Annotated in this window: 12 protein-coding genes; all 12 read left to right on the forward strand. The window is 64.8% G+C overall.

Going from position 1 to position 13,367, the window contains the following annotated elements:
* The first annotated feature begins 48 nt into the window (after window positions 1-48).
* The 12 genes from BLU85_RS04925 to BLU85_RS04980 all read left to right on the forward strand — a co-directional run bounded on the left by BLU85_RS04925 (window position 49) and on the right by BLU85_RS04980 (window position 13,301).
* Window positions 49-807, forward strand: a complete 759-nt coding sequence (locus tag BLU85_RS04925) for a GntR family transcriptional regulator (protein WP_092203705.1) — start codon at window positions 49-51, stop codon at window positions 805-807.
* Entirely contained in the window at window positions 800-2,530 is a 1,731-nt protein-coding gene (locus BLU85_RS04930; RefSeq protein ID WP_060741498.1) for a fumarate reductase/succinate dehydrogenase flavoprotein subunit, read from the forward strand. The genes BLU85_RS04925 and BLU85_RS04930 overlap by 8 nt, the downstream gene beginning before the upstream one ends.
* A 24-nt stretch (window positions 2,531-2,554) precedes the next feature.
* Window positions 2,555-2,800: a 4Fe-4S dicluster domain-containing protein gene (locus BLU85_RS04935; protein WP_003180418.1), complete on the forward strand. Its 246-nt coding sequence runs from the start codon at window positions 2,555-2,557 to the stop codon at window positions 2,798-2,800.
* Between the two features lie 235 nt (window positions 2,801-3,035).
* On the forward strand, window positions 3,036-4,442 hold the full coding sequence (locus BLU85_RS04940; RefSeq protein ID WP_092203703.1) for an ABC transporter substrate-binding protein: 1,407 nt from the start codon (window positions 3,036-3,038) through the stop codon (window positions 4,440-4,442).
* Window positions 4,443-4,575: 133 nt separating this feature from the next.
* A complete protein-coding gene (locus BLU85_RS04945; protein WP_092203701.1) occupies window positions 4,576-5,358 on the forward strand; it encodes an ABC transporter permease in 783 nt (260 codons plus the stop codon).
* A complete protein-coding gene (locus BLU85_RS04950) occupies window positions 5,358-6,206 on the forward strand; it encodes an ABC transporter ATP-binding protein (protein WP_092203699.1) in 849 nt (282 codons plus the stop codon). Before BLU85_RS04945 ends, BLU85_RS04950 begins: the two co-directional genes overlap by 1 nt.
* A complete protein-coding gene (locus BLU85_RS04955) occupies window positions 6,203-7,165 on the forward strand; it encodes a HEAT repeat domain-containing protein (protein ID WP_092203697.1) in 963 nt (320 codons plus the stop codon). The genes BLU85_RS04950 and BLU85_RS04955 overlap by 4 nt, the downstream gene beginning before the upstream one ends.
* Entirely contained in the window at window positions 7,162-7,443 is a 282-nt protein-coding gene (locus BLU85_RS04960) for a DUF971 domain-containing protein (RefSeq protein WP_092203695.1), read from the forward strand. The genes BLU85_RS04955 and BLU85_RS04960 overlap by 4 nt, the downstream gene beginning before the upstream one ends.
* Before the next feature lie 105 nt (window positions 7,444-7,548).
* Window positions 7,549-8,166, forward strand: coding sequence for a transcriptional repressor LexA (lexA, locus tag BLU85_RS04965; RefSeq protein ID WP_092203693.1), 618 nt, complete (start codon window positions 7,549-7,551; stop codon window positions 8,164-8,166).
* Complete coding sequence (gene imuA / locus BLU85_RS04970; RefSeq protein ID WP_092203691.1) at window positions 8,166-8,798, forward strand: translesion DNA synthesis-associated protein ImuA; 633 nt, start codon at window positions 8,166-8,168, stop codon at window positions 8,796-8,798. Before lexA ends, imuA begins: the two co-directional genes overlap by 1 nt.
* Before the next feature lie 7 nt (window positions 8,799-8,805).
* Complete coding sequence (locus tag BLU85_RS04975; RefSeq protein ID WP_092203689.1) at window positions 8,806-10,227, forward strand: Y-family DNA polymerase; 1,422 nt, start codon at window positions 8,806-8,808, stop codon at window positions 10,225-10,227.
* Window positions 10,224-13,301 carry an error-prone DNA polymerase gene (locus tag BLU85_RS04980; RefSeq protein ID WP_092203687.1) on the forward strand — a complete coding sequence of 1,026 codons (3,078 nt, stop codon included), beginning with the start codon at window positions 10,224-10,226 and terminating at the stop codon, window positions 13,299-13,301. The genes BLU85_RS04975 and BLU85_RS04980 overlap by 4 nt, the downstream gene beginning before the upstream one ends.
* Window positions 13,302-13,367: the final 66 nt, after the last annotated feature.

Below are 13,367 nucleotides of genomic sequence, written 5' to 3' on the forward strand. Positions count from 1 at the left end.
GTTTCCCTAAGATCACGTCATAACTCGTTATGACAAGTGATAGGCGCCATGGCCGACAACGTTCTTTCCCTCAGCGGCGTACCGCTGCACACGCAACTGCGAGATGTGTTGCGCGCACGCATTCTCGACGGCGAATACCCCCAGGGCGGGCAGATGCCCTCGGAAAGCGAGCTCGGCGCGTTGTTTCGCGTCAGCCGCATCACCGTGCGCCAGGCCTTGGGCGATCTGCAAAAGGAAGGCCTGATTTTCAAGATCCATGGCAAAGGCACGTTCGTGGCCAAGCCCAAGACCTTCCAGAACGTCAGCACTCTCCAAGGCCTGGCCGAGTCCATGACCGGGCGCGGTTTCGAGGTGATCAACCGCTTGCTCAGTTTCAAGTTCATCGCGGCCGACAAGCTGGTGGCCGAGCGCCTGAAGTTGACGGAAGGGGACACAGTGGCGCAGATCAAACGGGTGCGCTTGATCAACCGCGAGCCGGTTTCCCTGGAGATCACCTACCTGCCCAAGGCCCTGGGCGAACGCCTGGAAAAGGCCGACCTGGTCACCCGCGATATTTTCCTGATCCTGGAAAACGACTGCGCCCTGACCTTGGGCCATGCCGACCTGGCCATCGATGCGGTGCTGGCCGACAGCGACCTGACCCAGGCGCTGGAGGTCGAGCCAGGCTCGCCGATCATGCGCATCGAGCGCCTGACCCATGACGCCAGCGGCCAGCCCCTGGACTTCGAACACCTCTATTACCGTGGCGATGCCTTCCAGTACCGCTTGCGGATCGACCGACAAAAAGGGACGCAGCGCCATGACTAGAAGCACCCTGGAACAGGAATACGACATTGTCGTCATCGGCGGTGGCACGGCCGGGCCCATGGCGGCGATCAAGGCCAAGGAACGCAACCGTGACTTGCGCGTGCTGCTGGTGGACAAGGCCAACGTCAAGCGCAGCGGGGCCATCAGCATGGGCATGGATGGCTTGAACAACGCAATCATCCCCGGCCATTCCACGCCCGAGCAGTACACCAAGGAAATCACCATCGCCAACGACGGCATCGTCAACCAGGCGGCGGTGTACGCCTATGCCACCCACAGTTTCGAAACGATCGAGCAACTGGACCGCTGGGGCGTGAAGTTCGAGAAGGATGAAACCGGCGACTACGCGGTGAAAAAAGTCCATCACATGGGCGCCTACGTGCTGCCGATGCCGGAAGGGCACGACATCAAGAAGGTGCTTTATCGCCAACTGAAACGGGCGCGAGTGAGCATCACCAATCGGCTGGTCTGCACCCGGTTACTGACCGACGAAGCCGGCGCGGTGAACGGTGTGATGGGCTTCGATTGCCGCACCGCCGACTTTCATGTGATCAAGGCCAAGGCCGTGATTCTCTGCTGCGGCGCGGCGGGGCGCCTGGGGTTGCCGGCCTCCGGCTACCTGATGGGCACGTATGAGAACCCGACCAATGCCGGCGACGGCTATGCCATGGCCTACCACGCCGGTGCCGAACTGGCGAACCTGGAATGCTTCCAGATCAACCCGCTGATCAAGGATTACAACGGTCCGGCGTGCGCCTATGTCACCGGGCCCCTGGGCGGTTATACCGCGAACAACAAGGGCGAGCGCTTCATCGAGTGCGACTACTGGAGCGGGCAGATGATGTGGGAGTTCCATCAGGAACTCGAAGGCGGCAATGGCCCGGTGTTCCTCAAGCTCGATCACCTGGCCGAGGAAACCATCCAGAACATCGAAGAGATCCTGCACAGCAACGAACGGCCGAGTCGCGGCCAGTTCCATGCCAACCGCGGCACCGACTACCGCACGCAGATGGTGGAAATGCACATCTCCGAAATCGGTTTTTGCAGCGGCCATTCGGCGTCGGGCGTGTGGGTCAACGAGCGGGCCGAGACCTCGGTCAAGGGCCTGTACTCGGCCGGCGACATGGCGGCAGTGCCACACAACTACATGCTCGGTGCGTTCACCTACGGCTGGTTTGCCGGCAACAACGCCGCGGATTTCGTGGCCGGGAAGGATTTCTCGGCGCTGGATGCCGGGCAGATCGAACGGGAGAGGGCACGTGTCTACGCACCGCTGGACCGTGAGCACGGCCTGCCGCCGGCCCAGGTGGAATACAAGCTGCGCCGCTTCGTCAACGATTACCTGCAACCGCCGAAAGTCACCAAGAAAATGCAGATCGGCTTGCAACGCTTCAGCGATATCCAGCGCGACCTGGACCAGCTCAAGGCTCACAACCCTCATGAGCTGATGCGCGCCATGGAAGTCAGCGTGATCCGCGACTGCGCCGAAATGGCCGCCCGTGCCTCGCTGTTTCGCGCCGAAAGCCGTTGGGGCCTGTACCACTATCGGGTCGATCATCCACAACGCAACGACAGCGACTGGTTCTGCCATTGCCATTTGAAGAAGGGCGATGACGGCGCGATGACTTCATTCAAGAAAGCCGTCGAACCCTACGTCATCGCCCTCGATGCCGACGAACTGCAGGCCTACGACCGGCTGCGGGTCGGTGCCGACGCGGCGTGAACCGTCCACCCAGAGAGAACGCCCATGGCCTATCAACCCCAGGAAATCTTTTTCCGCTCCAACGCCCCCGTCACCGTGGACGAGGACAAATGCATCGCCCACAAGGGCTGCACGGTTTGCGTCGATGTCTGCCCCATGGACCTGCTGGCGATCAACCCGGCGACCCAGAAGGCCTACATGGCATTCGACGAATGCTGGTACTGCATGCCCTGTGAAAAGGACTGCCCGACGGGGGCGGTGAAAGTGGAGATTCCATATCTGTTGCGCTGACTGACAGGACGTCATCGCGAGCAAGCTCGCTCCCACAGTGGGTCGAAGCCAGCCGCAGATCTTATGTACACCGATAAACCTGTGGGAGCGAGCTTGCTCGCGATGAGGCCCACCCAAACACCACAAAAGCCATCCGGCCACCCCCGGACGCCACATTCAGAACACCCCTCGTTTCCCACCGCGCCCTGATCGTGGCGGAGACGACATCCAATAAATGATTCGAGGGGACACACCCATGCTATTGCGTGCAGCACTCGCCAGTCTGGTACTGGCTTCATTGACCCTGCCTGCCCAGGCAGAAACCATCCGTATCGCCATCGGCACCCAGGACACCACCATCAACTGCGCCGCCGGCGGGTTGTTGATCCGGGAGCTGGGCCTGCTGGATAAATACCTGCCCCATGACGGCGCCTACAAGGACGCCCGATACGATATCCAGTGGAAGAACTTCACCAGCGGCGCGCCGCTGACCAACGAGATGGTCGCCGGCAAACTCGACTTCGGCGCCATGGCCGATTTCCCCGGCGCGTTCAATGGCGTAGCGTTCGAAACCGCCGGCAAGCACAGCCTGTTCATCAGTGTGCTGTCGGGCAGCACCCAAGGCAGCGGCAACGGCATCGTGGTGCCCAGTGCGTCGGGCGTGCAGTCCCTGGCCGAGCTCAAGGGCAAGACCATTTCCGTGCCGTTCGCCTCCACTGCCCACGGCATGTTATTGCGCGCCGTCGCCGCCCAGGGCTGGGACCCGCTCAAGGATGTGAACATCATCGCCCAGCCGCCGGAAGTCGCCGGCTCGGCGCTGCAAGCCGGCAAGATCGACGCCCACGCCGACTTCGTGCCGTTCGCCGAGCTGTTCCCCAGCCGAGGTTTCGCCCGCAAGATCTACGACGGTGCCCAGGCCAACACACCGACGTTCCACGGCGCGCTGGTGGACCAGGCCTATGCCAAGCAGTACCCGGAAATCGTCGTCGCCTACCTGCGCGCCACCCTCGAGGCCAATCAACTGCTGGCCGCCGAGCCGGAGAAGTACAGCGAGCTGATCGCCAAGGTCACCGGGGTGGATGCCGAGGTCAATTACCTGTTCCACGGGCCGCTGGGCGTGCAGACCCGCGACCTGACCTGGAAACCGGAATACCGCCAGGCCGTCGGCACCGCTATCGACACCCTCAAGCTGCTGAAAAAGGCTGATCGTGGCCTGGACCTCAATACCTTCATCGATGACCAGTACATCCGCGCCGCCTTCAAGGCGTCGAACCTGGACTACACCGCACAATTGGCTAATTACGCCCAGACCCCGTTGGGCAGCAGCGATGCGTCGACCGGCCAGGCAATCGCCGACGCCCGCCACGTGGCCGAGATCTGGGTACGTGGCGAGCCGAAAGTGCGCCATTACGCCTCGGCCCAATCGGCCTTCGCCGCGCTGGCGAGCCTCAAGCAGGAAGGCAAGGGCATCCGCGCCGTCTATGCCCAGGCCAGCGACAGCGGAATCAAGCTGCTGGCCGAACAGGCGTGGTTCGCCAGTGATGCCAAGGGCCAGCTCAATGCGTTCCTGCTCAGGGGCCAGGCCCAGCAATTTGCCACGGCCCAGGGCGGAAAAGTCTTCGACTTCAGCGAGGCCACCACTCAGGCGGTCGCTGCCCGCTGACCTGACTCATGATCCTGTGGGAGCGAGCCTGCTCGCGATGGCGTCAGATCAGTTGAAGTTGATGTGATTGACACACCGCTATCGCGAGCAGGCTCGCTCCCACAAGGGATCTCCATAACCGAGGAAGAAATCAGTGTATCCATTATCCAAACGCTGGCTCCTGCGAGCCGCTTCACTGCTGCTCTGCCTGTTGTTCTGGCAACTCGCTGCAACCGGCCACTGGAACCTCGGCCTGGTGACTTTCGCCAATGTTCCGACCCCGCTGGCGGTGATCCAGGCGGCGCTGGGCCTGGGAGAGTCGGGCAACCTCGGCCGGCACCTGGGCAGCAGTCTGGGCCGGGTCTTTGCCGGTTATGGCGCGGCGCTGTTGCTCGGCGTGGCGCTGGGCCTGGCCATCGGCCGTTCGAGATGGGCCGAAGACCTGCTGCTGCCACCCCTGGAAGTGCTGCGGCCGATCCCGGCGGTGGCCTGGATTCCCCTGGCGATCCTGATGTTTCCCTCGTCGGAACTGTCGATGGTGTTCATCACCTTCACCGGCGCGCTGTTCCCGATCCTGCTCAACACCGTACACGGCGTCGAAGGCGTGGACCGGCGTTTGATCGCCTCGGCGAAAAGCCTCGGGGCCGGACGCCGGGCGATCCTGTTGGAGGTGATTCTGCCGGGCGCCGCGCCGAGCATCATCACCGGCCTGGCCATCGGCATGGGCACGTCCTGGTTCTGCCTGGTGACGGCGGAAATGATCGCCGGCCAGTACGGCATCGGCTACTACACCTGGGCTTCCTACACCGTGCAGAACTACGCCGACATCGTCGTCGGCATGTTGCTGATCGGTGTGTTGGGCATGGGCAGCAGCCTGTTGATCAAACGCCTGGGTGGGTTGTTCACGCCTTGGCATCGACCACGAGGAAAAGCCTGATGAGCATGATGCAAACACCCGAAGGACGGATCGATATCCGTCAGCTGTCCATTGTCCTTGGCCAGGGAGCCCAGGCCTTCGAAGCGGTCCAGGGGCTCGATTGCCAGATCGAGGCGGGTCAGTTCGTCTGTGTCCTCGGGCCGTCCGGTTGCGGCAAGTCCACCTTGCTCGGGGCCTTGGCCGGGCATCTGCAACCGCGCTCCGGCAGCTTGAATGTCGACGGCTCGAGCGTTTCCGGCCCGTCGCCCCAACGCGGCATGGTGTTTCAGCAACACACGCTGTTTCCCTGGCGCAGCGTGCGCGACAACGTCGCTTTCGGCCTGAAGATGCGCGGCCTGGGCAAGGCCGAACGGCACCGGGCCGCCGATGAGATTCTTGCGCTGGTGGGCCTGGAAGGCTTCGCCGGGCATTGGCCGGACCAACTCTCCGGAGGCATGCAGCAACGGGTGGAAATCGCTCGGGTGCTGGTCAACCGTCCACGGCTGCTGCTGATGGACGAACCCTTCGGCGCGCTCGATGCCCTGACCCGGTTGAATATGCAGGAGCTGCTGCTGGACATCTGGACCCGCATTCGCACCACCGTGGTGTTCGTCACCCACGACATCGACGAGGCGCTGTTCCTGGCCGATCGCTTGCTGGTGATGAGCCCGCGTCCGGGGCGGATCATCGAGGACCTGCGCCTGGACTTCCCACGGCCACGCACGACCGAACTGGTCACCCGCCCTGAATTCTCCCGCTTGAAGCGCCACTGCCTCGACCTGCTGCGCCATGAAGACGGCCGGCAGTTGCCGCGCCTCAATCCTCTCGGGCTTCCCCCTGAAACCTCCTTGCCGCGATTTGCCCTATGACCTCTCTATTCGAAAACACCGACAACGACGACATCCTTGCCCTGCAACCACGCCTGACTGATGAGGATCCGGGCGTGCGCCGCATCGCCCTGATCGAACTGGCCGACCTTGAGGAGCCTGAAGGCCTGCTGTGGCTGGTGGACCGTCTGGCTGAAGATCCCAGTGCCGACGTGCGAGCCGAAGCTGCGCGATTGCTTGAAGCCTGGGAGGACGCGCCAGTGGTGGGCGCCTTGTGCGAGGCCCTGACCGATCCATCGCCAAGTGTGCAGGCCGCTGCCGCCCAGAGCCTGAGCCTGCTCAAGAGCGAGGCGGCGGGGAGGGTGATCCTGCCTTGGACGGCCCATGCCGAGGCCGGTGTGCGCGTCGCGGCGTTCAGGGCCTTGCGCGAGCTGCGTCTGCTCGAGGCGGCGCCGGCGGCCATCGTCGCCCTGGCTGACGGCGATGCCAGCGTGCGTCGCGAGGCGGTTGGCGTGCTGGGCTGGCTCAAGCACCTCGACGCCTTGCCGGCCCTGGCCCGGTTGGCCAGTGATGATCCGGATACTGAGGTGCGCCGCGCGGCCACCGGCGCCCTTGGCCTGGCTTCGGATGCGCAGGTCTTGCCGGCGCTGCGCCAGGCCCTCCGGGATCCAGCCTGGGCAGTGCGCGAAGAAGCCGCCACCACCTTGGGCAAGGTCGGTCATACCGATGCCGGTCCGGCCCTGGTCGAGGCCTTGGGCGACGATTATTGGCAAGTGCGCTTGCGGGCGACCCGCAGCCTCGGTCGCTTGCGTTACGCCCCGGCGTTGTCGGCCTTGATCGAAACCCTGGGCCATCGCATCAGCAACTTGCGCAAGGAAGCGGCCCTGGCCTTGGGCGAGTTGAACGAACCAGGTGCAATCCCGGCGTTGCAGGCGGCCCAGGACGATGGCGACCCCGAAGTGCGCAAAGCCGTACGCATTGCCTTGGGTCAACTGCAATGAGCCCGGAGGCGATCGGCAATTCCCAAGGCAAGGGTCAATTGCGCCTGGACTGGCCCGGCGGCCGCGAGCAACGCCTGGACCACGTCACCCTGCGCCGCCACTGCCCATGCTCGCGGTGCCGGGCGCTGCGCCTGCAAGGGCTGACCGTCCAGGTCGATCCGCGGATCCGGGTGGTGGCAGTCAACCCACAGGGCTACGGGGTGCAACTGGTTTTCAGTGACGGGCATGAGCGCGGGATTTACCCGTGGGCCTACCTGGCGGGGCTTGAGGCTACATGATCACCTCGGCCCCCTGTGGGAGCGAGCTTGCTCGCGATGAAGGCGGTACAGGCAAGCTGTGAACTGACTGGCGGCGCTTGTCAGAAAAATCCCGAAAGAGTACAAATGTACTCCATGACGACTCTCACTCCTCGCCGCACCGCCATCCTGACCTTCATCCGCGAACGCATCGCCGCTCAGGGTCAGCCCCCTAGCCTCGCTGAAATCAGCGAGGCGTTCGGTTTCGCCTCCCGTAGCGTGGCGCGCAAGCATGTGATGGCGCTGACCGAGGCCGGTTTCATCGAAGTCAATCCGCACCAGGCCCGGGGCATCCGGCTGTTGAACCAGCCGCCACGGCCCGAGCTGCTGGACGTACCGGTGCTGGGGCGAGTGGCGGCTGGCGTGCCGATCGGCGCCGACGCCGAGGTTCACAGCCGCCTGATGCTGGATCCGGCGATTTTCACCAAGGCGCCGGACTACTTGTTGCGGGTCCAGGGCGATTCGATGATCGAGGACGGCATTCTCGACGGTGACCTGGTGGGCGTGCAGCGCACACCCCAGGCTTCCAACGGCCAGATCGTCGTGGCGCGCCTGGACGGTGAAGTCACCATCAAGCGCTTCGAGCGCATCGGCGAGCGGGTGCGTTTGCTGCCGCGTAACCCGGCCTACCAGCCGATCATCGTCGAGGCCGACCAGGACCTGGCGATAGAAGGGGTGTTCTGTGGCTTGGTGAGGCAAGGTTGATGGGCGCTGTCGTTGCGCTGGACACGCTGTTTAACGGCGGCCAGGTCTGGAAGGGCCGGCCTGCGCCGCCGGCCGCCAGTCCGCAACCCACTGGCCATGCAGCACTGGATGCGGTGTTGCCCAGTGGTGGCTGGCCGGAGGCGGCCTTGACGGAACTGCTCATCGCCGCGCCGGGCGTGGGCGAGTTGCAATTGGTGTGGCCGACCCTGGCGCGGCTGTCGGCAGCGGGGGAGCGGATCGTGCTGGTGGCGCCGCCGTTCGTGCCTTATCCCCAGGCCTGGCAGAACGCCGGGATCGACCTGCGCCAGTTATCGGTGATCCGCGCCGATGAACGCGATGCCCTGTGGGCCACCGAACAATGCCTGCGTTCGGGCAGTTGTGGCGCGGTGCTGTGTTGGCCCCGCCACGCGGACGACCGGGCCTTGCGGCGCTTGCAAGTGGCGGCGGAAACCGGCCAGGCCCTGGCGTTCGCCTGGCGCTCGATCCAGGAAGCCATCAACCCGTCACCGGCGGCCCTGCGCATTGCCATCGATACCCGGCCTGCGCAGTTGCGCGTGCTCAAGTGCCGGGGCGGGCTGGTCCGTTCGGCGCCGATTGCCTTTGCCACGCTCGCCCCACAAACCGGGCATTGAGGTTGCGATGCGCTGGGTCTGTATTCTCTTCCCGCAATTGGCGCTGGATGCCGCGCTGCGTCAGCGCCCCGATCCCGACCAGCCCCTGGCATTGCTGACCGGCCCGGCCCAGCGTCGGGTGCTGCAAGCGGTGAATGCGCAGGCAAGGGCCCTGGGCTTGCGGCCCGGCCAGACCATGACCGCCGCCCAGGCCATGAGCAAAGGCTTTGCCACCGCGGAATACGACGCGGCGCAGATCGAACAGTGGCAGCAGTTCCTGGCAGCCTGGGCCTACCGTTTCAGCGCCCAGGTCAGCGTGCATTATCCGCGTACGCTGCTGTTCGAGATCGAGTCGAGCCTGGGCCTGTTCGGGCCCTGGCCGGTGTTCGAGGCGCGCTTGCGAGCCGAGCTGACCGAGCTGGGCTTTCGTCATCGCATCGTCGCCGCCCCGAACCCAGTGGCGGCGCGGGTGTTGGCCAATGCCTATGACGCCCTGGTGGTGCCCGATGCCGAGACCTTGCAACAATACCTGGGACACATGCCCGTGGAGCGAATCGGTCTGGAGCCCGACGTCGCCACGGCGCTGTCGCGCATGGGCCTGCGTCGCCTGAGCCAGGTCCAGGCCTTGCCCCGGCAGACCCTGGCCCGGCGCTTCGAGGCCCAGGTGCTCAAGCACCTCGACGCGTTGACGGGCCATCGCACCCTGGCGCTGTCGTTCTACCTGCCACCGGACCGTTTCGATGTGCGCATCGAGCTCAACTATGACGTGCAATCCCATCAGGCGCTGTTGTTCCCGTTGCGTCGCCTGACCGGTGACCTGTCGGCCTTCCTCTGCGGACGCGACAGCGGCGTGCAACGCTTCGACTTGCACCTGGAGCACGTCGGGTTGCCGGATACAGTGGTCAAGGTCGGCCTGCTCAGCGCCGAACGGGACCCGGCGATGCTCTTCGAACTGGCCCGTGGTCGCTTGGAACAGGTGCAGGTCGAGGCCCCGGTGCGGGGCTTTCGCTTGTGTGCCGAAGACCTGCCGAGTTTCGTGCCCCAGCGCCTGGAGCTGTTCGACGAACGCCCCCAACAATCATTGCCCTGGGAGCAACTGCGCGAACGCTTGCGGGCCCGGCTGGGGGATGACGCCGTGCAGGGCCTGGGGTTTCGCGACGACCATCGGCCTGAGTGCGCCTGGCAGATGACGCCCCAACCCCGATCCCAGACTTGTCCGGTGCGCGACGGCGTGCAGCGTCCCGGCTGGCTGCTGGAGGAGCCCCAGGCATTGGCGCAAGGCCAGGCGCACATCCTCATGGGCCCCGAGCGCATCGAGACCGGTTGGTGGGACGGTGCGGATGTGCGCCGCGACTATTACCTGATCGAAACCCGCAGCGGACAACGTGGCTGGGCCTATCGACCGGTGGGCGAGGGCGGTCCGCTGTGGCTGCAGGGCTGGTTCGCATGAGCGTTGAGTATGCCGAGCTGCATTGCCTGTCGAACTTCAGCTTCCAGCGCGGCGCCTCCAGTGCCCTGGAGTTGTGCCGTCGCGCCAAGCAGCAGGGCTACCAGGCCCTGGCGATCACCGACGAATGCACCCTGGCCGGGATCGTCCGGGCCTGGCAGGCGGCCAGGGAGCTGGACCTGCCACTGATCGTCGGCAGCGAAATCCAGGTCGAGTACGGTCCGAAACTGGTGTTGCTGGTGGAAAACCTGGACGGTTATCAAACCTTGTGCCGGTTGATCACTCGCGCCCGGCGGCGCAGCGAGAAGGGCCGCTATCGCATCGTGCGGGAGGACTTCGACGAGCCCCTGCCGGGTTTGCTGGTGCTGTGGGTGCCCGATGATAAAGCCTCCGAAGAACAGGGCCGCTGGCTCCAGTCGAGGTTTGCCGGACGCCTGTGGCTGACGGTGCAGTTGCATTGCGGGCAGGACGACCGCCGCCGGTTGGCAGACTCGTTGGCGCTGGCCGAGCGCCTGGCGCTTCCAGCCGTGGCCAGCGGCGATGTGCACATGCACGTGCGCGGCCGTCGCGCCTTGCAGGACACCATGACCGCCATCCGTCACCACGTCACGGTGGCCGAGGCCGGCCAGCGCTTGCACCCCAACGGCGAGCGCCACCTGCGCAGCCGCAAGGATCTGGCGGATCTCTATCCCCATGCCTTGCTCGACGAAACGCTTGAGATTGCCCGGCGCTGCACCTTCGACCTCGACCAATTGCGTTATCAATACCCCCGTGAACTGGTGCCCGAGGGCCATGATCCGGCGTCCTGGTTGCGAGTGTTGACCGAGCGTGGCATGCGCGCGCGTTGGGCTGATGGGGTCAGTGATAAGGTCCGGCGACAGATCGACAAGGAATTGGCGTTGATTGCCGAGCTGGGCTACGACAGCTATTTCCTCACCGTGCAGGACATCGTCGGCTTCGCCCGACAGCAGCGCATCCTCTGTCAGGGACGTGGTTCGGCGGCCAATTCGGCGGTGTGTTATGCCCTGGGCATTACCGAAATCGATCCGAGCCAGACCGACCTGCTGTTCGAGCGATTCCTGTCCAAGGAGCGCAACGAGCCACCGGACATCGATGTGGATTTCGAACATGACCGCCGCGAAGAGGTGCTGCAATACGTCTTCCGGCGTTACGGGCGCCATCGCGCGGCGCTGACTGCGGTGGTCAGCAGCTACCACGGTGCAGGGGCGGTGCGGGACGTCGCCAAGGCCCTGGGCCTGCCGCCGGACCAGGTCAATGCATTGGCTGACTGCTGTGGGCGCTGGAGCGATGAAGCACCGCCGCTGGACCGTTTGCGTGAAGGTGGCTTCGACCCGGACAGCCCGGTGTTGCGCCGGGTGCTGAGCCTGACCCAGCAATTGATCGGCTTCCCCCGGCATTTGTCCCAGCACCCGGGCGGCTTCGTGATTTCCGAGCAGCCCCTGGACACCTTGGTGCCGGTGGAAAATGCCGCCATGGCCGAGCGCACCATCATCCAGTGGGACAAGGACGACCTGGACGCGGTCGGGCTGCTCAAGGTGGATGTCCTGGCCTTGGGCATGCTCAGCGCGATTCGTCGATGCTTCGATCTGATCGAACACTACCGGGGCCAACCCCATACCCTGGCGTCGTTGCCCAAGGACGATCCGGCGACCTACGAGATGATCAGTCGCGCGGACACCATCGGCGTGTTCCAGATCGAATCACGGGCGCAGATGGCGATGCTGCCCCGGCTCAAGCCCAAGACGTATTACGACCTGGTGATCGAAGTGGCGATCGTACGACCGGGGCCGATCCAGGGCGGCATGGTGCACCCGTACCTGAAACGGCGAAACGGGGAGGAGGCTGTCACGTACCCCTCGCCAGCGCTGGAGACAGTGCTGGGGCGGACCCTGGGCATTCCGTTGTTCCAGGAGCAGGTCATGCAGATTGCCGTTGTCGCGGCCGACTACACGCCCGGCGAGGCCGACCAGTTGCGTCGCTCCATGGCCGCCTGGAAACGCCATGGCGGGTTGGAGCCCCATCGAGAACGCCTGGCAGCGGGGATGAAGAAAAACGGCTACACCGCTGAGTTCGCCGCGCAAATCTTCGAACAGATCAAAGGCTTCGGCAATTACGGTTTTCCCGAATCCCACGCCGCCAGTTTCGCCTTGCTGACCTACGTCAGCAGTTGGCTCAAATGCCACGAGCCGGCAGCGTTCGCCTGTGCCCTGATCAACAGCTGGCCTATGGGCTTCTACAGCCCGGACCAGATCCTCCAGGATGCCCGCCGGCATCAACTGTCGATCCACCCGGTGGATGTGCGCGCCAGCGATTGGGATTGCAGCCTCGAACCCATGGAAGGCCGGCAACCGGCGATCCGCCTGGGGCTGCGCCTGGTCAAGGGCTTTCGCGAAGAGGATGCCCTGCGTATCGAAGCGGCGCGCCGGCATCGGCCCTTCAGCGATGTGGCCGACCTGGGCGAGCGCGCGCAACTCGATGCCCGGGCCCAGGCGCAACTGGCCGACGCGGGGGCCTTGCAGGGTTTGGCGGGGGATCGCCATCGGGCCCGCTGGGAAGTGGCCGGAGTGCAGAAGCAACTGGGCTTGTTCGCCGGTTTGCCCAGCCAGGAAGAACCGCCCGTGGCGCTGCCCGAACCCACACTGGGGGAAAACCTGTTTGCCGATTACGCCACGCTGGGCACGACACTGGGCCCTCATCCGCTGGCCCTGCTGCGTCCCGAACTGCGCGCCCGACGCTGCCGCAGCTCCCGGGAATTGCAGGACGTGGAGCATGGCCGCAATGTCAGCGTCGCCGGGCTGGTCACCGGTCGTCAACGCCCGGGCACGGCCAGCGGCGTGACCTTCGTCACCCTGGAAGATGAGTTCGGCAACCTCAATGTGGTGGTCTGGCGCGACCTGGCCGAGCGCCAACGCAAGACCCTGGTGGGCTCGCAATTGCTCAGGGTCGATGGCCGCTGGGAAAGCGTCGGCGAGGTCCGCCACTTGATCGCCGGGCGCTTGAGCGACCTGACTGAATTGCTGGCGGGTATCCAAGTGCAGAGCCGCGATTTCCGCTGAATTCGCAGGCTGGAGACACGATTGCTGCGGCATCGGAATTACGTGGCGAGGGGATTTATCCCCGCT

Source organism: Pseudomonas sp. NFACC14, assembly GCF_900106885.1.
GTDB classification, from domain to species: domain Bacteria; phylum Pseudomonadota; class Gammaproteobacteria; order Pseudomonadales; family Pseudomonadaceae; genus Aquipseudomonas; species Aquipseudomonas fluorescens_AA.

Bases quoted from the DNA above. Each gene is read 5' to 3' on its own strand.
- BLU85_RS04925 (WP_092203705.1), top strand. From the start codon at position 49: ATGGCCGACAACGTTCTTTCCCTCAGCGGCGTACCGCTGCACACGCAA.
- BLU85_RS04930 (WP_060741498.1), top strand. From the start codon at position 800: ATGACTAGAAGCACCCTGGAACAGGAATACGACATTGTCGTCATCGGC.
- BLU85_RS04935 (WP_003180418.1), top strand. From the start codon at position 2,555: ATGGCCTATCAACCCCAGGAAATCTTTTTCCGCTCCAACGCCCCCGTC.
- BLU85_RS04940 (WP_092203703.1), top strand. From the start codon at position 3,036: ATGCTATTGCGTGCAGCACTCGCCAGTCTGGTACTGGCTTCATTGACC.
- BLU85_RS04950 (WP_092203699.1), top strand. From the start codon at position 5,358: ATGAGCATGATGCAAACACCCGAAGGACGGATCGATATCCGTCAGCTG.
- BLU85_RS04955 (WP_092203697.1), top strand. From the start codon at position 6,203: ATGACCTCTCTATTCGAAAACACCGACAACGACGACATCCTTGCCCTG.
- BLU85_RS04960 (WP_092203695.1), top strand. From the start codon at position 7,162: ATGAGCCCGGAGGCGATCGGCAATTCCCAAGGCAAGGGTCAATTGCGC.
- lexA (WP_092203693.1), top strand. From the start codon at position 7,549: ATGTACTCCATGACGACTCTCACTCCTCGCCGCACCGCCATCCTGACC.
- imuA (WP_092203691.1), top strand. From the start codon at position 8,166: ATGGGCGCTGTCGTTGCGCTGGACACGCTGTTTAACGGCGGCCAGGTC.
- BLU85_RS04975 (WP_092203689.1), top strand. From the start codon at position 8,806: ATGCGCTGGGTCTGTATTCTCTTCCCGCAATTGGCGCTGGATGCCGCG.
- BLU85_RS04980 (WP_092203687.1), top strand. From the start codon at position 10,224: ATGAGCGTTGAGTATGCCGAGCTGCATTGCCTGTCGAACTTCAGCTTC.